At 70.4% G+C, this 15,103-nt stretch carries 17 protein-coding genes and 3 pseudogenes; all 20 read right to left on the bottom strand.

Annotated features, from left to right (window positions below; translation table 11 throughout):
- Positions 1-98 precede the first annotated feature (98 nt).
- The 20 genes and pseudogenes from ABZ854_RS36040 to ABZ854_RS35945 all read right to left on the bottom strand — a co-directional run bounded on the left by ABZ854_RS36040 (position 99) and on the right by ABZ854_RS35945 (position 14,916).
- Positions 99-572, bottom strand: coding sequence for a hypothetical protein (locus tag ABZ854_RS36040; protein WP_361219963.1), 474 nt, complete (start codon positions 570-572; stop codon positions 99-101).
- 57 nt (positions 573-629) lie between these two features.
- Positions 630-1,580 carry a DUF317 domain-containing protein gene (locus ABZ854_RS36035; RefSeq protein WP_361219960.1) on the bottom strand — a complete coding sequence of 317 codons (951 nt, stop codon included), beginning with the start codon at positions 1,578-1,580 and terminating at the stop codon, positions 630-632.
- Positions 1,581-1,695: 115 nt separating this feature from the next.
- Positions 1,696-2,547 carry a winged helix-turn-helix transcriptional regulator gene (locus ABZ854_RS36030; RefSeq protein WP_361219957.1) on the bottom strand — a complete coding sequence of 284 codons (852 nt, stop codon included), beginning with the start codon at positions 2,545-2,547 and terminating at the stop codon, positions 1,696-1,698.
- Between the two features lie 24 nt (positions 2,548-2,571).
- The gene (locus ABZ854_RS36025; protein ID WP_361219954.1) at positions 2,572-3,327 is read right to left on the bottom strand and encodes a large ATP-binding protein; all 756 of its coding nucleotides are present in this window, start codon (positions 3,325-3,327) and stop codon (positions 2,572-2,574) included.
- Positions 3,328-3,398: 71 nt separating this feature from the next.
- Positions 3,399-4,064: a hypothetical protein gene (locus ABZ854_RS36020; RefSeq protein WP_361219951.1), complete on the bottom strand. Its 666-nt coding sequence runs from the start codon at positions 4,062-4,064 to the stop codon at positions 3,399-3,401.
- Positions 4,061-4,537, bottom strand: coding sequence for a hypothetical protein (locus tag ABZ854_RS36015; RefSeq protein ID WP_033949415.1), 477 nt, complete (start codon positions 4,535-4,537; stop codon positions 4,061-4,063). The genes ABZ854_RS36020 and ABZ854_RS36015 overlap by 4 nt, the downstream gene beginning before the upstream one ends.
- Positions 4,534-5,313, bottom strand: coding sequence for a glycosyl hydrolase (locus ABZ854_RS36010; RefSeq protein WP_361219948.1), 780 nt, complete (start codon positions 5,311-5,313; stop codon positions 4,534-4,536). The genes ABZ854_RS36015 and ABZ854_RS36010 overlap by 4 nt, the downstream gene beginning before the upstream one ends.
- Positions 5,310-5,909 carry a DUF4913 domain-containing protein gene (locus ABZ854_RS36005; RefSeq protein WP_359618803.1) on the bottom strand — a complete coding sequence of 200 codons (600 nt, stop codon included), beginning with the start codon at positions 5,907-5,909 and terminating at the stop codon, positions 5,310-5,312. The genes ABZ854_RS36010 and ABZ854_RS36005 overlap by 4 nt, the downstream gene beginning before the upstream one ends.
- A gap of 93 nt (positions 5,910-6,002) precedes the next feature.
- Positions 6,003-6,908 (bottom strand): annotated as a pseudogene (locus ABZ854_RS36000) (DNA cytosine methyltransferase); the annotation flags it as partial.
- Positions 6,909-7,029: 121 nt separating this feature from the next.
- Positions 7,030-7,131, bottom strand: a pseudogene (locus ABZ854_RS35995) (DNA methyltransferase); the annotation flags it as partial.
- A gap of 152 nt (positions 7,132-7,283) precedes the next feature.
- Positions 7,284-8,455: pseudogene (locus tag ABZ854_RS35990) on the bottom strand (DnaB-like helicase N-terminal domain-containing protein).
- Positions 8,452-8,682, bottom strand: coding sequence for a hypothetical protein (locus ABZ854_RS35985; protein ID WP_361219946.1), 231 nt, complete (start codon positions 8,680-8,682; stop codon positions 8,452-8,454). The pseudogene ABZ854_RS35990 and the gene ABZ854_RS35985 overlap by 4 nt, the downstream one beginning before the upstream one ends.
- Positions 8,679-9,947 carry a type IV secretory system conjugative DNA transfer family protein gene (locus ABZ854_RS35980; protein WP_202432747.1) on the bottom strand — a complete coding sequence of 423 codons (1,269 nt, stop codon included), beginning with the start codon at positions 9,945-9,947 and terminating at the stop codon, positions 8,679-8,681. The genes ABZ854_RS35985 and ABZ854_RS35980 overlap by 4 nt, the downstream gene beginning before the upstream one ends.
- Positions 9,948-10,026: 79 nt before the next feature.
- A complete protein-coding gene (locus tag ABZ854_RS35975) occupies positions 10,027-10,467 on the bottom strand; it encodes a hypothetical protein (protein ID WP_361219943.1) in 441 nt (146 codons plus the stop codon).
- Between the two features lie 95 nt (positions 10,468-10,562).
- Positions 10,563-11,228: a hypothetical protein gene (locus ABZ854_RS35970; RefSeq protein ID WP_361219940.1), complete on the bottom strand. Its 666-nt coding sequence runs from the start codon at positions 11,226-11,228 to the stop codon at positions 10,563-10,565.
- Between the two features lie 89 nt (positions 11,229-11,317).
- Positions 11,318-12,043, bottom strand: coding sequence for a hypothetical protein (locus tag ABZ854_RS35965; RefSeq protein WP_361219937.1), 726 nt, complete (start codon positions 12,041-12,043; stop codon positions 11,318-11,320).
- A 158-nt stretch (positions 12,044-12,201) separates the two neighbouring features.
- The gene (locus ABZ854_RS35960; RefSeq protein WP_361219934.1) at positions 12,202-12,699 is read right to left on the bottom strand and encodes a hypothetical protein; all 498 of its coding nucleotides are present in this window, start codon (positions 12,697-12,699) and stop codon (positions 12,202-12,204) included.
- A 25-nt stretch (positions 12,700-12,724) separates the two neighbouring features.
- Entirely contained in the window at positions 12,725-13,489 is a 765-nt protein-coding gene (locus ABZ854_RS35955; RefSeq protein ID WP_361219931.1) for a hypothetical protein, read from the bottom strand.
- Between the two features lie 97 nt (positions 13,490-13,586).
- A complete protein-coding gene (locus ABZ854_RS35950) occupies positions 13,587-14,150 on the bottom strand; it encodes a hypothetical protein (RefSeq protein WP_361219929.1) in 564 nt (187 codons plus the stop codon).
- A 130-nt stretch (positions 14,151-14,280) separates the two neighbouring features.
- On the bottom strand, positions 14,281-14,916 hold the full coding sequence (locus ABZ854_RS35945; RefSeq protein ID WP_361219965.1) for a hypothetical protein: 636 nt from the start codon (positions 14,914-14,916) through the stop codon (positions 14,281-14,283).
- Positions 14,917-15,103 lie beyond the last annotated feature (187 nt).

Here is a 15,103-nt window from a genome sequence, read left to right as displayed (position 1 = left end):
CGACCCCGCAGGTCAACGATCAGCTCGCTGTCCGTCATCGCAGCAGACTAACCACCCCCCCACAAGAATCACCGGACAAAGAGACAGGCTCTAGGCGTTCAACGTCGGGGCCCCGTGGTGGGCGCTGACGGCCCTACGACCGCCGCCGGAGAGGACGGTTCGGGCACGGCCACCGAGGCGTGCCGCGTCTGCCCGGAGCGGGCGACAGCGGCCTGAGCCAGCCGAACCGCCGGTGCCTCAACCTCGGGTGCGGCGGCCTCCCGAGCCTCCACCACGCGCCGGATCGCCTGGAGGTACGCACGGCTCTCCGCGTGGGCGACGCGGAGCTTGACCGCCGTTTCGGTGATTCGGTCGAGTTCGTGGAAGTCAGGCACGTACCCATTCCGGGACAGGGCGTGAAGACGGTCCTGGTGAACGGTTACCGCGCTGTCCGTGATGGCCAGGGCCGCGCGGGTGTGCATGGCGCAGCGCAGGAGCGGGTCCTCGCTGGGGCGGCGGACCCCTAGGACCTCAAGAGCTTCGATGGGCTGGCCCCAGGCGTTCTCGATCATGGCCGTGGCCTGGTCGAGCATGGTGGAACTCCTGTTGGGCGGGGACGGTCGCGAGTGGAGTGCGGCCTGGGGTGGGAGTCAGCGTCCGCGCCGGGGCGTCGGCGAGCTGGCCGGCAGCCGGGCAGAGGTCGCGGGCGCGGGGTGTCCCGTCCGTTTCTGCGCCGCCCCCGTGGAGCGGCTCTGCGCGGCCATCACCCGGAGGTCGGCTGCTGTGCGTGGTGCCCGCGCGGCCCGGTGTACGGCCTGGGTGACCGCGGTGCGGCGTACGTCCAGCGGAGTCGGAGCGCGCGGGACCTGAGCCTCGGCGATCGGCGTGGCCGAAGCGACAGGGGTCATGGTGACCAAGTGCTGCATCCGCTGGTCGACTTGGTGGCGTTCACGGACCACTGGGGTCGACTTCGACATCACAGCGGCGGTTGCGGCGATCAAGTGGGAAGGGGTGCGGGCCGTGAACGTCGCTTCGGCACGAGTGCCCCAGCCCGGCGGGCCAGCCCACAGCTCGACGGTCGTGCGGTCGGAGCCGTAGCCGCGCCGATCGATGAGGATGCCCGCTTGGTCGTCAGGAGCGATGATCTCGACGGTGCCGAGTTCAGCAGCTCCGTCAAGGTTCCAGCCGGCATCGGTCAGCGGCCGGACGGTGTCCCTCCAGGGGACGGTTGGCCCTGTCAAGAAGCGGCCGGGGGTGTCGGAGGCGATGGCTTCGTCGTAGTCCTTGACCAGTGCGGCGGTGAGGCCGGCGACTATCTCGGCCGGGGTGATGTGGTTGAACGTCGCCGTCCAGCGAGGCGCCGAGAAGGCGTCCTCGGCTGCGCTGATCTTCCATAGTTCGAAGTCGTCGCCGAACCAGCCGATCCGAATCCGCTGGTCGGGAGAGGTTACGAGGAGCTGGCAGGGGCCCTCATCGAGGTACTGATGGGGCCAGTGGGCGACGGGCGCGAAGCCAGCTTCGCCGGTCCCGTTGGAACCAGCCAGATACATGGGGCTGACCAGCACCTCTTGGTACTGGTATAGGTCATCAGGGGCGTACATGGTCGAGTCTCCGGAAGCGAAGGAGGAGAACGGATCCGCGTATGCAGCGGCGGGAGCCGCCGGAGCGCACGCGGATGCCGTAGTGGCGGCGAGTGGCCTCTAGTTCTCACCCCCGTCACCGGCCCCGGCCCGGTGCCGACTGAGCGGTCACGGCCGCCGGCACCCGCGGTTCCGGCTGAGGCGCGTGGCTGAACATGACGTTCGACGCGGCGGCGCTCCGTCGTAGAGCCGCCGCGGTCCGGGCGCTGTCGGCTCCCGCACCCAGCGGAATGCCGACGTGGGTGCGCGTGGCTGCCGCTGCCGGAAGCGGTGCCGCTGTTCCACCTCGCAGCGCGAAGGGCTGGCTCCAGTGCTCGACACTCGCGTAGACGGCCCCCAACGCCTGGCCGGCATCGGTGAGCACGTAAGGGTCTCCGTGCCGGGAGCCCGTCCGCGTGACCAGGCCATCGGCCTGAAGCCGGACAAGTCGCTGCCGTGTGAGGCTGTAGTCCAGACCGGCCGCCTCGGCGATGTGAACGAACCGCATCTGGCCGTCAGCCGAGTCGAGGGCCTGTATCACGGCAGTTGAGTGCCGAAGATGCAGGCGGCGTAGCGCGTCCTCGACACGCTCGGCTTCGGCCATCGGTTCTTGTGTCAGGTGGGTGCGGGACCAGTCCGAGACCGTGCGGAGGACGGGGGCCAGAGACGTGCCGAGCGCGCTGAGCCGGTACGGCGCGCCCCGCCGGTCGTCATCGCGGATCACCAGTCCGTCAGCGTGCATCGTGGCCAGCCGTTTGCCTACGAACTGCTCACTGACGAAGGGGAGCTGCGCAGCAACGTCGCGGACGCGCACGGGGCCGTTCACCTGGGCCAGGGTCATCGCGGTCCAGGTGGTCCACTTGGGCCCGATCCGGGCGAGAGCCTCCTCGACGCGCTGGGCGTGGATGGAAGCGATGGAGAAGGTGGGAGGCAGGCCGGGCGTAGCCATGGTGGGGTCCTTATCGGGGTGAGGTCAGCGTGAGCGGGGGGCCGCGAGGGAGGTCCTGGCGACGGGCACGGCGGCCGGGTCGGAGAGCGTGCCTGACGTGGTCCGCGTGGTGGTGCGGCCGAGGGCGGCGGACACCCGGGAGGTCGTCGCGCGACCATCACGCAGGGCGGCTTCCCCCTGCGCAGTGAGCGAGAGGAGCTGGCCGGGCCGGTACACGTTCTCGGTGATGTCCTGATGCAGTAGCCCGTCGGCGACCAGCCGCTGCACGGTCTGCGGGAAGACCGCCGGGTCCTGCCACTGGGCCTTCTCCCGCGAGATGTACGGGTCCTCGCCGATCGCGTTGCGGCGAAAGCGAACACCTCCGGCCGCAACCGCTTGGAGGGCTACCAGCCCGCGCTCCCCGGCGACGGCCCAGTCGTCGTCCCGTTGGGGCGGCCTCGTCTTCTGGCCCTGCCCGTGGCTCTTGGTGCTCGCGTGTTGATCAGGCTCGGGCGAGGAACGAAGCCGGGGGTAGGCGGACAGGGACTCGACGAGCTGGCTGTATGCCCGGTCCTGCTGGGCCAGGCCGTCTCCGAGGTCCGGGAGAGCTGTGCGCAGCAGCGCGTACGACACCTGGGCTCGGCCGATTTCACCGCGACCAGTGCCTTCGAGCAGCCGCTGAGCGCGCTGGACCGCGTTGAGCACGCTCTCGTGTCGCTCGTCCAACGTCGCTGCGGCTTCGATGACGCGTGTAGCGGCCTGGTGCAGCGGCTCCTCCGGACCATGTGCGAGGGCGTGCACGCTGACATCCCCGACACCGAGCACTTCGACGACGAGATGCGGCCCAGGGTGTGTGTTTGCGTCGTACGGGTTCACCCCGTCGTCTCCATCCGGGCGAGCAGGGAGCGGACCAGAGCGGGCAGGCTCCCGGGATCGTTGTCGAGCCGAGGGCGGTCGCTCACTTCGCGGAGGAGATCGGCGTCATCGAGCAGGCCGCTGGAGATCTCCATGCAGGCGTCGGTGATCCGGGCGGCGGCGAGCAGCGACTGGGAGAGAACCTCGACGTAGTAGTCCGGCGCGAGGCCGGCGGCCTCGGCTGCGTTGCGGACCGCCTCCAACTCAATTGCGTTGAAGGCGAAGTCGAGCTCGTCGTCCCGCTCCGTACCACCGGGCGCAGCGGCGATCGGGGCGCGTGGCTCCGTGGGGATGCCCACGCGGGTACAGATCTCGTCGACCGAGGAGGTCAGCTCGGCGAACGACTCGGTGAGCCACCCCAGCGCGGAGGCGTAGGAGGCCAGAGCGAACAGGCCCGCCGAACCAGCAGGGCGTGGCTCGGTGGCCACGAAGCTCTCGAACCGGTCGTTCAGCTCGGTGATCACGCGGGGCCCAGCGGCCAGCGGACCCAAGACGGGATGCAGGTAGGAGCGGGCGGCGGCCGTCGGGTACTCGGCGGCAGGGATGCCGCCGACGTTCTGAGCGGCATCGGTGAGCAGATCCGCCAGCTCTGAACGGGTCAGCGCAGTATGGTCGTTGGTCATCGCTGGGTGGCCTTTCGAGAAGCAGTGGCCGAGGGCGGCGCCGGTGACGGGGCAGCCGCGCGGCCCGTTGTCGGCCGTTCGGTGGTGAGCGTCGAGCGAGACCGGGCGGCCTGCACGCGGGCCTCCGTGGCGGAGTCCGGGCCGACCCCTTGCTGGGGCTCGGTCCGCAGGTGGGCCGCGCGGTAGACCGCGTAGTCCTTCCGGCTGCCAGCCGCCACGAGGTAGATCTCGCGCTTGTGGGTCGAGGTCGGTGGCGCTTGGCGGAACTGGATGACCAGCCGGTAAGAGACCGCCGGGTCGACGTACACCTTGTGGAAGCCGGCGAGACGGCCCTTCAACGGCAAGCAGTCGTCGCTTCCGTGGACCAGGTTCTGCAGCTCCAGCAAGGCCAAATCGCGCATCTCAGACGGGAGTTCCCGCAGGTCGGCGATGGCGTCAGGGTGCGCGGCGAAGGCGAAGCGGGCGCGGCTCACAGCAGCCTCCCCTGGACCGCGCGCTGGACCGGTACCGCCGCTGACGCGCGGGGCGCGTCGAGCCCGGTCTGCGGTGTCGGAGAGGTTCCGGCGGACCGGGAAAGGGCGATCCGGGCGATGCGGGCCCGGACGACAGCACCGTTGTGGTCGCTGTACTCCGGAGGCTCGGGCAGCGGTTCACTGCGCTCGTCCAGCCAGGTCTGGGCGACGCCGACGTCGGGGAAGGCGCCCTCGCGCATCGTGTACGTGCCGGCACCGTGGTTCCACTCCTCGTAGAAGAGGCGAACCGGGGCCTGGGTGGCCTGGGAGTCGTTGACGAGTGTCCACGCCTCGCTGGGGTTGTCGTCAGAGGTGTAGGTGTCGAGGACCTCGTAGCGGGTGCCCGATTTCTGGATCTGCTGTTCCACCTGGAGGGTGAGGTCGTCGGCGGGCTTGATGTAGTCGCCACCGTGCAGTGCGATCCGTTCGAGCGGGCAGCCGCGTTCTGCCAGCCAGTTCTGTGCGAAGGACGCCGTGGCGTGGTGACTCGTCTCGAACGTGAACGTGGACTGCCGCAGATCCCGAGCGACCGCGATCGCAACGAGCTGTGGCTCGCCGGGTATCCCCCAGGTGACCGATCGGTCGTGGGCGAGGACGAAGCTGTGCGAACCGTTGGGTGTGGTGTGGTGCTGGGACAGCACCGTCAGGTCGCCAGCCCAGAGAGCCTCCATCGCCTCCTCGGAGTCGTCGTCGACCGGCGATAGATCGGCGAGGCCGAAGTCGAGAATGTCGTTCACGCCGCCACCCCCGCCTGCTCGGGCGCCGGGGTGGCCAGCACCCGGTGATTGGGGCGAGTTGCGCTGGTCGTGCAGGCCGCGAACGGTCCGTCGGGCGCACGCAGGTGCGCCAGGGTCTGGTCCAGGTGGTCGCGGTGCCAGGTCGAGGGGCCGGACAGGCCGGCCTCCGTGTCGGTGAACTGCTGCCAGGCGAGCCAGAGTGCGTGGAGCCGGGCGACGGCCTCGGGGTGTTCGTGCCAGTGCGCGCACCAGGGACGGCTCGTGCTGATCTCCCGGCCGTACACCGGCAGGAAGAGGTAGTTCACCCAGTCGCTGAGGGCAGCGAGTTCGACGGCGTACTCCTTGCCGCCCAGGGCGAGGATGAACACCGAGGCGGGGCCGTCGGGCTTCTTCCCGTCAGCCGCCTCGGCTTCCGGAGCGCCGTCCGGCGGCTGGACGGCGCCGGGGTCGGGCTCGGAGCCGAGGCGGTCGAGGATGACGCCGTGCTGCCTGACCTCGGCCATGGTCTTGGCGAGGGTGCTGGCGAGGTCGTCGAGGTCTGCGTCGGGGACGCGGTACGGCTCGGGGCCGGGGGAGGTCGGGCTGGTGTCGGCCATGGGGGTGTGCTCCATCTGTGAGACGGCGACATGCCCGAGAGGATCCGGAGAATCAGCGGTTTGGTCCGGCCGGAACGTCGCGGTAGTGGAGCGCTATCGGTCGGCGCAGCGGGGACAGCGGGGAAAGGGTGGTGCCAGCAACCGCAACGCGTGCGAAGCCTGTTGTGGGACGACGCCGTTGCCGAGCGCGGTGAGCTGAGCCGGACGGCCGAGCCCCGGAGTCGCGGTGACCCAGCCGGTGTCGAGGCCCTGCATCCACTCCACGAAGTCCGCGCGGAGCCGACCGGCGCCGTCCGTGGGGGCCGGGGCCGGGCGGGTGAGGCTCTCCCATCGGGTGATGGCGGATCCGTACGCTCCCCATCGCCGGTCCGCGTCCCCGCCTCCGGCGTCTCCTCCGCCCAGAGGGGCAGGACCACCGCCGACAAGGGAGGCCGCCACCCCTCCCCGGGGCGGCGGCCCGGGGTGCCCGTGTCGCTGGCCCTCGGCGTCGGCAACAACGACGCAGCCGCGCTGGGCAGGGTCATGTCGCCATTGCCGTGCCGCTGGTTCGGCGAGCCCTTGATTCCGTCCGACGCCTTCGGGGTCGGCAGCAGCAGCCACTCGACCTCGTCGGCCAGGTTCGGACCGTGCCCCCCGCTCTTCCGCTTCGATGGATGCTGGCTGCCGCCGTTCTTCCCGATGTTGCTGGTCGGCGTCTTCAGCAGGGTGCCCGGCGGGCCATGCGGCGAGGAAGGTCCGCTCGCGGCGGTGCGGGGCCCCGACGTCGGAGGCGCGAAGCACGAGCCACTTCGCGTCGTACCCGAGGTCGGCCAGGGATCCGAGTACGGCACCGAGTGCCCGCAGAGCAGGCTGACCTGCGGTGTCTCCCAGACACCACGGGCAGGGTTCCACGTCGCCAGGGGAACCGGCGGGGGAGGTGAGGAGGCCGCGCACATTCTCGATCACAACCAGGCAGGGTCGGAGGGCTGCGACCGCACGGGCGACGTGCAGCCAGAGCCCGGAGCGGGTCTGGGCGTTGAGTCCGGCCCGGCGGCCGGCGACCGAGACGTCTTTGACAGGGGAAGCCGGCCGTCAGGACGCACACCCGGGGGACGGTGGACCAGTCGATGGCGGTGATATCGCCCAGGTTCGGGACGCCGGGCCAGTGGCGGGCCAGGATGCGTGAGACGTTCGGGTCGACCTCGGCATGCCAGGCGAGCGTGCCGCCGAGCGCGGACTGCACACCCAGGTCGAGGCCGCCGTACCCCGAGCAGAGAGACCCGATCAACGGGGCGGCGAGGCTCGGGGTCGTGGCACGTAGGTCCAGCGCGGGCGCGGAGATGGGGTAAATCAAGGCGAGTTCCAGGGGCAGAAGAGGCTGGTGGGGAGGGGGCCTCACGGGTGGCCGCGCGAGGGTGGTCGGGCTGCTGACAGCGTGGGGAGACGGCTGGCCGGGGCTGGGGGTGACGCGCCTGGGCGGGGTGTGCTGCGGGCGCGGGCGGCCTTCACTCGGTCGGGCGGCGGCTCGGCCGCCGACGGAGCGGATGCCGTGGCCTTCGGAGCCGGACTGCTGTTCGCGGTGGCCCAGCGGGCACGTACCTCGTCGAGCGGACCCAGTTCGTGCAGGGCGTGGTTGATCAGCCGGCCGGGCCCCAGAACCTCGTCCTGGGCCAGGGTCCGGATGGCTCGCGCGGAGGCGGCGGCGGTGCGGGTGACGGAGGAGCGCATCACCCGCTGTCCGAACCAGTCAGCGCTTCCGGGGACCATGCCTTCGCAGACGGCGGTCAGCTGCTCGCTCGACACAGTGCCGTCGGCCAGCAGACCGCGTCGCTGGACCTCCCAGAGCAGGGTGATCCGGTCGATGGGTTCGCCCCGGTGGTGCAGCGCGCCCAGGCACCGGTAGAGCTGCCCGTGGGTCGGGTCGGCGAAGTCTCCCGGCCGCAGCCAGGCCACCACCTCGCCCATGGCCCCCGGCTGTTCGGCGAGGACGGCCAGGAGGAACCGCTCGTCCTCGGCGACCTGGCCGCTCTGCGCCGGAGGCGGGATGTCCGTGGCGGCAGAGGGCCCAGCGGTGGGTGGGACCGGTCGAGGGTCGGTTCCCCAGCGTCGCGCAAGGTCGGTGAGTACGCCGGTCAGGACGTCCGCCGTGCGCAAGGCTCCCTCGACCTCGTCCTGGACGGCGTCGGCCCGAGCCGCCTGGTGGAGACGGATCGCGTGCTGGGCGACGGTGCGGTGAATCGCCCCCTCCAGCACCATGCGTCCGTACACCGGGGCGTGCTCGGTTCGGGGACACGCCTGGATCAGGGTGTGGGCGTACGCCGCGGTCAGCCCGCGCACGTGCTGTCCGGCCTCCTCGACCGCGTCGGTCACCCACGACAGCGGCAACGGACCATCGGCCGAGAGCGCGGATGCCCGTCGTTGCGCAGCTTGCGGAGGGCGTCGAACAGCGCCTGGTGGACGGGCCGATAGAAGTGGTCCGCAGCGAGCCACTCCAGGTGCGTGAGCTGCTCGGGGTCGAGGAGTGCGGCACCGAGGACCGCCTGCTCGGCACTCATCAGCGGGTTCACCGACGGCCTCCGGGATCAACGCAGGACGCCTCGTCCTGCCGGATGAGGAGGTTGGCGACTGCCTGGTCGGCAGCGGCCATCGACAGCGCGAAGTCGTCCAGGACGGCGGTGAAGGCGGGATCGGAGGCGGGAACCGAGCCTGCCCCACCGTCAAGCCACCACCGGCCACAACGCAGGACGACCGGAGCGTGGGCCAACCGCCCCTGCTGTGGTGTGGGCGCGCTCATGCCGACAGTCCAAGATCGTCCTGGCCGATGCTCTTCGCGAGGGCACGCTCGGTGATGGCCTTCGTGGCGCGAGCGGAAGCCGGGCCGACCACCTTGGCGGAGGGCTCCTTGTACCAGGGCTTGAGGTTGAGCATGGCGACCCGGATGCCGGTGGCCAGCAGCAGAACCTTGCCCTTGGGTAGGGCGCGGATGGCGTCCGGCGGAAGGATCCGCTCCGTGCGCATGCTCACCGAGGTGGACTTGCCGCCCTCGCTGGTCGACACCGAGGTGGTCTGGACGTCGTGATCGCCGACCTGACGGCTGAGCCGGTCGGCGAAGTCCGCGTCATCGATGCCAGAACCGATGATCTTGATGGTGGCGGCGGAGTACAGGGCGTCCATACCGGCCTCGCCCCAGCACCGCTGGCCCTGACGGTATGACTGCAGGATCGTCATCGGGATGACGCCTCGGCTGCCCAGGTGGCTGTAGAGATCAGGGAGGTCCGAGATGCGGCAGACGTTCGCCGCCTCGTCGAGGACGCACAGGGCGGGCGGGTCGAGTCGCCCGCCGGAGCGCTCGGCCACGATCACGGCCGCGCGCATCACGGCGTCGGCCGCTGCAGCGATGATCGCGGACGCGCTGCCGCCGCCGTCCTTGCTCAGCAGGTACAAGGTGTCGCGGGACGTGGCGAAGGCGAACGGCTGGAACTCGGGAAGGTCGTCGTTGGGGGTGACCCAGGCGGCGACGTCCGGGTCGAGCAGGCAGCTCGCGTACTGCCTCGCGGTCTCGTAGATTCCGTCGCGCGTTTCGGTCGCGCCGGAGACGGTGCCCTGGAGTTGGGCGGCGACGGCATGGTGGCCGGCGTCGGTGAGCAGGTCCACCGGGGTGCGGTCGGCCGGCATGGCGAGCCAGGCCAGGACGTCGGTGATCGGCCGCCGGTGGGACGCGGCAGCGAGGAAGAGGGCGCCGAGGGTGTTGCTCGCGGCGGTGGACCAGAAGTCGGAGCCGCTGGACTCGTCCACGCTCGCGGTCACGAAGTGCCCCGCCAACCTCTTCGCCCCGGCGAGATCGCGGGCGTCAGCAAGGATGTCCCACCACATCTCGCGCGGGTGATGGGCGATCTGCTGCGGATCGAGGGTCCAGATCGTGCCGACCTCGGCGCGGGCGTCCACCGTGGTGGTGAAGGCGTCGTTCGCGGCCTTGTTACTGGTGAGCAGAACCGGACCCGGTGCCGAGAGGATCGCGGGGATCGCCAGCCCGGACGTCTTGCCGGAACGCGGGGCCATGATCGCGACGATCACGTCCTCCCAGGACGCGCGGACCTCCGCACGACCGGGATGGAGGGTGCCGAGCAGGATGCCGCGGTCAGCGGGCAGGACCTCTTTTACTCTCCCGGCCGCCCAGGCTCGGGCGCAGGCTCTTCGCCTTGGCGACGATCTCCTTGTCCAGCAGCGGCGCCAGGTCCGCCTTGCGGGCGAGGCCGGACTCGGACCCGGCACGCCAGCGCATACACAGCACGGCAGCGGTGACGACCAGGGCAACGGTGAACAGGGCGGGGACGACGCGGGCGCCGACCATCAGCATGCTGGCGCTCAAGGCCGGCCACATCACCTCCGGGTGCAGCAGTGCGTCCGTGACGCGGAAGGGGGCCCATGTCCCGCTCCCGACGAAGGTATTGGTGAGATTTCCGGTCAGCCAGGCCAGGGAGCCGAAGGCCATGGCGGCGCCGAGGATGCCGAACAGGAGGTAGAGGAGCGCGTCCGACCCGGTGGTGGTCGAGGGCGCGCTGGTGCGCGGGGAAGGCACGGCGGTTCCTTGGGTGTGCGAGCGGGCGGGGGCGGGGCGCGCTCGGCTCTCGTGCAGCTCATGGGGGTACTCCTGGACGTCTGAGGCGGAACGTTTCAGCGGGGTCGGCCGGCAGAACGCGGCGTGGGCAGAGGTGCTGCGGTGGCCGGCGGACTGCCGGTCGACGGCGATGTTCCGGCGCGCGGCGAGGAGGCGCGGGCAGCCCGCTGCCGGTCTGAATCGACGTTCCGGGCAGCGGAAGGCGCAGGGGCAGCCTCGGCACCGAGGACATCGTCGAGCAATTCCCGGCTGCGCAAGACGTTGACCATCTGGTGGTGCTGGGGGTCCGTGCGCTCTGCGGGACAGGCAGCGAGACCGTCCTCGGCGACTTCCAACTGCTCACGGACGTCCTGGAGCATCCCGTACGCGGCGGCCAGTCGCGTCCACGTCTCGAAAGTCGGATTGTGATGCGGGTCGTCGAAGTCGAGACGGGCGCGAGTCCAGTCGGCGGCAGAGGCCACGAGTTCGGTCAGCTCGGGCAGAGCACCGACCAGTGCGCCGTTGACCTCCTCGATGATGCCCGCCACTTCATCCGGGGAGGCGTCCTCGTGGAGGCGAGAGATCATCCCTCGGACCGAGTACGGATCGGTGGAAGCGCTGGGCAGGTGCCTGACCTGCAGCGGCTTGTCGGAGCCCGGTGCCGCGCTGCGGTGGGCGAGCCGGATGTTGTGCTGCATGGCCGCACCGACGGCCTCGCCGATGCTGGAGTAATACTCGGGCACGTTTGCCTCTTCGGGTGAGTGGTCCTGGACGGGTGGGTCGAGCGGGGGCGCGCGATGTACTGGTGGCCGACGGCAGAGAGCGGTCGGGGTCACCGTCGGGGGGCTGAGGCGCGCGGCGGGTGACCCGTCGTAGTGAGAGGCGCCGTCTGGGGACTGGACGCCGAGGAGACCTTGGCCTGGTTCGCCGCGGGAGAAGTGGCCAGAGCGGCACCACGGTGATCACGCACGGTCCGTGCTGCGGAGTAACTCGTCGAAGAGGTGCCGACGCGGCGTAGTTCGGCCTCGGAATCGACAAGTTCAGATTGGGCCGAGCTGACGAACTCCGAGGCGAAGCCGAACCGGTCAGCGAGCGCATACGCTTCGTCGTCCAAGTCGTTGACCTGTTCTCCCGCCGCTTCCAGCGCCTCCCGGACACGCTCCAGCGCACCATGCTCGGGGTGAAGGAGGTGGTCAACTGCCCGTTGAAGGCTGGCTCCGTCTTCGGCCGCACGGATCTGGTCCGTGATGCTGAGAAGTTCGGCTCCGGCGGCGTAGGGCCCCAACGCATGCACCGGAGGGCTCAGCCGGGCCGTGTCGAGAGACGGCGGAAGGGTGACGTCATAGCGAGCGGCTCGAAGCATCTCGGCCGCATGGCTGGCGATGCCGACCTGGTCGGCGAGCGGGGTGGTGGTGGGCAGACGATGGCGTCGGCCGTGCCAGTCGTCGATCTGCTTGAAACCGGCGTGACGGAGGAGCTGCGCGGAGAGGTCATCAGTAGCGCCCTTGGCAACGACGCTGCCGCTGAACTCGGACGTGATGGTGATCGAGGTAGGCACGGAAGTCTCCGGGGCAGAGGGAGCGAAGGACCCGTTGGAGGTGGGCCAGTGGGCAGAGCATCCGACAAATCCGGGGTTTGGTCCGGCCGAGAATCGCTGGTAGAGGCCGCACGGTGGCGGTCAGCCGGGTGCCCCGCCGCAGCAGGGCACCCGGTCGGTCAGAAGAAGGGATTCTCTGTCGGCCGGTCGGCCCCGGTGGCGGCTCGCAGCAGTTCGGTGAGATCTTCGGGCTCGGACGACCTCTGGTCTATCCACCACCCGGCACGGGTCACCGTACGAGCGTTCTCCTCGATCTCCGCCCACTCCGCTTCGCTGGTCGTGCCTTCGGTGACCAGTGCGGTGTAGGCGTTGGTCAGGATCTGGTGACGACAGCGCACGCCCCAGGGAACGGCCCGCTCGGTCCCATCCAGGGGAGGCATCCGGTACTGCTCGGACCAGGCTTCGGACGCCGTCTGCTCCTCGGCGCGCTTCGCCTTGAGCCAGGCGGCCTTGTCCTGCTCGTCGCCTTCGTTCGAGCCGCGCCAGCAGTCGGTGCACTCCTGCCTGGCGAGCCATTCGGCGAAGCCGGCACGGCGGTCGGCCGGGCGGTCGGACAAGTCGCGGTCGGCATGGTGACCGCAGGTGTGGTCGATAGGCCAGATCGTCTTCACGGCCATGGAAGGGCCTCCTTGAGGAGTTGGATCAGCGGTCGCGGGAGTACGCGATGCGAGGGTCTACCGGCCGGACCGCCGGTGTGGTGACGGCGGCGGCGGGGACCGGCGTCCTGCCCGGGATACCGGCACGGGCCGGGCTGGCGGCGAGCGCGGCGGCGCTCAACGGAGACGCGCGGGCGGGACCACGGCCGCGCTCACGGCCGGCGGTCGGCGTGGCAGCAGGGCGGGGCCGAGCCGTCACCTCTTGAGCGAGGCGGGGCTGCACTGCGACCTGGAGCCCCGAACGGTGCAGGGCCACCGTGGCGTCGGCGACTTTCCCCAGCGCCTCGACGCGATCGGTGGTCGCGGGGAGCGTGTAGATGTCCAGGCTCGAGTTGTGCCGCCAGCCGTCCTCCACCAGCGCCAGCCCGCTGAGGCCGGAGACACGGTCGTCAAGGGCTGCGACGATGCCGAGCTGCGGGTGATCGGCGAAGGCGACGTCTGGTTCACCGAGCGGAACGCGGTTGCGTACCTGTGCCGTGTCGGGCGCCGGTGCAGGGTCAAGTGCGACGTCCACATCGACCTGGTAGCCGGCCTTGCGCAGCAGCTCGATGGCCCGGCTCGTACGCCCGTGTCCGTCACGGTTCTGGTCGGCCAGCGCGTACAACGACGGCTGGTCGGGGACGGGATGGAAGTCGAATCCCTCGAGCATCCAGGTGCTGGCCGCGAGGTTCTTCGGGTTCGCGGCGACGATGCCGTGGACGGGGTGGTGGCCGAAGGCCAGGTCGGGCAGCACGTCGTAGTGGCTGGGCATGGCAGATCCATCCGAGGCGGGTGCGGTTGCAGGTGCGGGCGACGGGCGGATCAGTTCTGAGGGTGCGGTGCACGGAGGACTCCTGGATCGCGGTCGGTCAGAGCCGGGAAGCGGATGAGGAACTGGCCGACGGCGGCGCGGCCCGCGCGGAAGACTCCGGCGGCGGACCGGTCGGGAGCACGCGCTGGCCGACCGACGGCGAAGAGGCGAGAGCGACACTCGCCCGGGATGGAGCGGAGTCGGGCGGGAGCACGGTGGCGGCGCGCGCCTTGCCAGATCGTTCCTGCTCCTGGCGTGGCGGTACGCCAAGCTGGTCCAGGCGGGCGTCGACAGCGGAGAGGAGATCCGGCACGCTGCCGCCGTGGCGCGCATGCGGACCGTCCGGCTCGGAGTCGTAGATCACCTCGTAGACGGCAGGCTCGGCGGACCGGTGGCGGGTGACCATCCAGCTTTCCGGGGACTCCGGGTGCGTGGAGGGCGGCTCCTGCGGCGGCGAGATGATCAGCGAACTACCGTCGGGAAGCTCGGCGTGGACGATGTAGTCGCTGAGGCCGTACTCGACGGTGCCCTCCAGGCCGCGCTGCCCGAGTGCGGAACAGAGGGCGGCCTGAAGGCGACGCGGATCGGACGCGGCGGTCGGGGGCGGGGTTTCGTGGTGCATGGAGTTCTCCGTTGCGAACACCCCGCCGCACGGCGGGAGCCGACGGGGGCGTGGAGCTTGAAGGAGTGCGGTGGTCCATGAGGATCCGGTGATCGGGCGGTTTGGCGCTGCCGTGACTGCGTGCTAGGGATCACCGCGAGGGACCGGGAGCCGGCGGATGCGATGCCGGCGGGACCTGGGGCGAAGCAGGTGATCCGGCAGGGGCGTTGTGCGTCGAGCGGGTCAGGGCGACGCGAGCCCGCTCGGTCTGCTCCGGCCGTTCGGTGTCCGCCCGGTGAACTAGGTATTCGCCGACGCGCACCAACGCCGGTCCCTTGGAACCCAGTTCGTGTGAGTAGTGCCAGCCTTCGGTGTTGCGGTGCTCCTCGGCACGCTCCTGGTAGAGGTGGAGCACGCTCGGCTGCGAACCGTCCATAAGCGCCATGACGCCGTCCCATTCGTGCCGCAACTCCTCCGCCCGGAACAGGATGGTGTCGATCCCGCGCAGCCGACGGAGGTCGTCACTGATCGGTCCCTCGACGTAGTCGGGGCCGTCGGCGGCGGCGCGGACCCCGGCCAGCACCTCGGGTCCGTGGTCGAGGAACACCTCGGCGTGCTTCCACGCTTCGGCGTCTCGCTTGACCTTCCCGTCCCCGTAGACCTTTTCGTCCAGCGGCCAGCCGTCCGCGTCGCAGAGGGAGTCCGAGACCGCGTCCCAGGCGTCGGACGCCTCATTGATGCCGGCGGCGGCCGAGGCCAGTGCCGGGAGGTGCCGTCGCCACGCCAAGGGATCGGTGGCCTGCGGCGACTGGCTATCACTGGAGGAAGGAGGAGTAGAAGAAGCAGACATGATGGATCCCTGTTGCTGTGCTGGTCGTTGGGCTAGGTCGTTTCCTTCGGATCACCTCGCCGACCAAATGAAGATGGCGGCGATGTGGAGTCCGGCGAGGTAGACGGTGGCGGTCTTGTCGTAG

It is taken from the genome of Streptomyces sp. NPDC047028 (assembly GCF_040644095.1).
GTDB lineage: Bacteria > Actinomycetota > Actinomycetes > Streptomycetales > Streptomycetaceae > Streptomyces.
This window is presented reverse-complemented; position numbering and strand designations above follow the sequence as displayed.

What these genes read in the sequence shown, in the direction of transcription:
- ABZ854_RS36040 (WP_361219963.1), bottom strand. Translation starts at nt 572, where the DNA reads ATGCTCGACCAGGCCACGGCCATGATCGAGAACGCCTGGGGCCAGCCC.
- ABZ854_RS35980 (WP_202432747.1), bottom strand. Translation starts at nt 9,947, where the DNA reads ATGGCCCCGCGTTCCGGCAAGACGTCCGGGCTGGCGATCCCCGCGATC.
- ABZ854_RS35955 (WP_361219931.1), bottom strand. Translation starts at nt 13,489, where the DNA reads ATGCCCAGCCACTACGACGTGCTGCCCGACCTGGCCTTCGGCCACCAC.
- ABZ854_RS35960 (WP_361219934.1), bottom strand. Translation starts at nt 12,699, where the DNA reads ATGGCCGTGAAGACGATCTGGCCTATCGACCACACCTGCGGTCACCAT.
- ABZ854_RS36035 (WP_361219960.1), bottom strand. Translation starts at nt 1,580, where the DNA reads ATGTACGCCCCTGATGACCTATACCAGTACCAAGAGGTGCTGGTCAGC.
- ABZ854_RS36020 (WP_361219951.1), bottom strand. Translation starts at nt 4,064, where the DNA reads ATGACCAACGACCATACTGCGCTGACCCGTTCAGAGCTGGCGGATCTG.
- ABZ854_RS36030 (WP_361219957.1), bottom strand. Translation starts at nt 2,547, where the DNA reads ATGGCTACGCCCGGCCTGCCTCCCACCTTCTCCATCGCTTCCATCCAC.
- ABZ854_RS35950 (WP_361219929.1), bottom strand. Translation starts at nt 14,150, where the DNA reads ATGCACCACGAAACCCCGCCCCCGACCGCCGCGTCCGATCCGCGTCGC.
- ABZ854_RS36005 (WP_359618803.1), bottom strand. Translation starts at nt 5,909, where the DNA reads ATGGCCGACACCAGCCCGACCTCCCCCGGCCCCGAGCCGTACCGCGTC.
- ABZ854_RS35985 (WP_361219946.1), bottom strand. Translation starts at nt 8,682, where the DNA reads ATGAGCGCGCCCACACCACAGCAGGGGCGGTTGGCCCACGCTCCGGTC.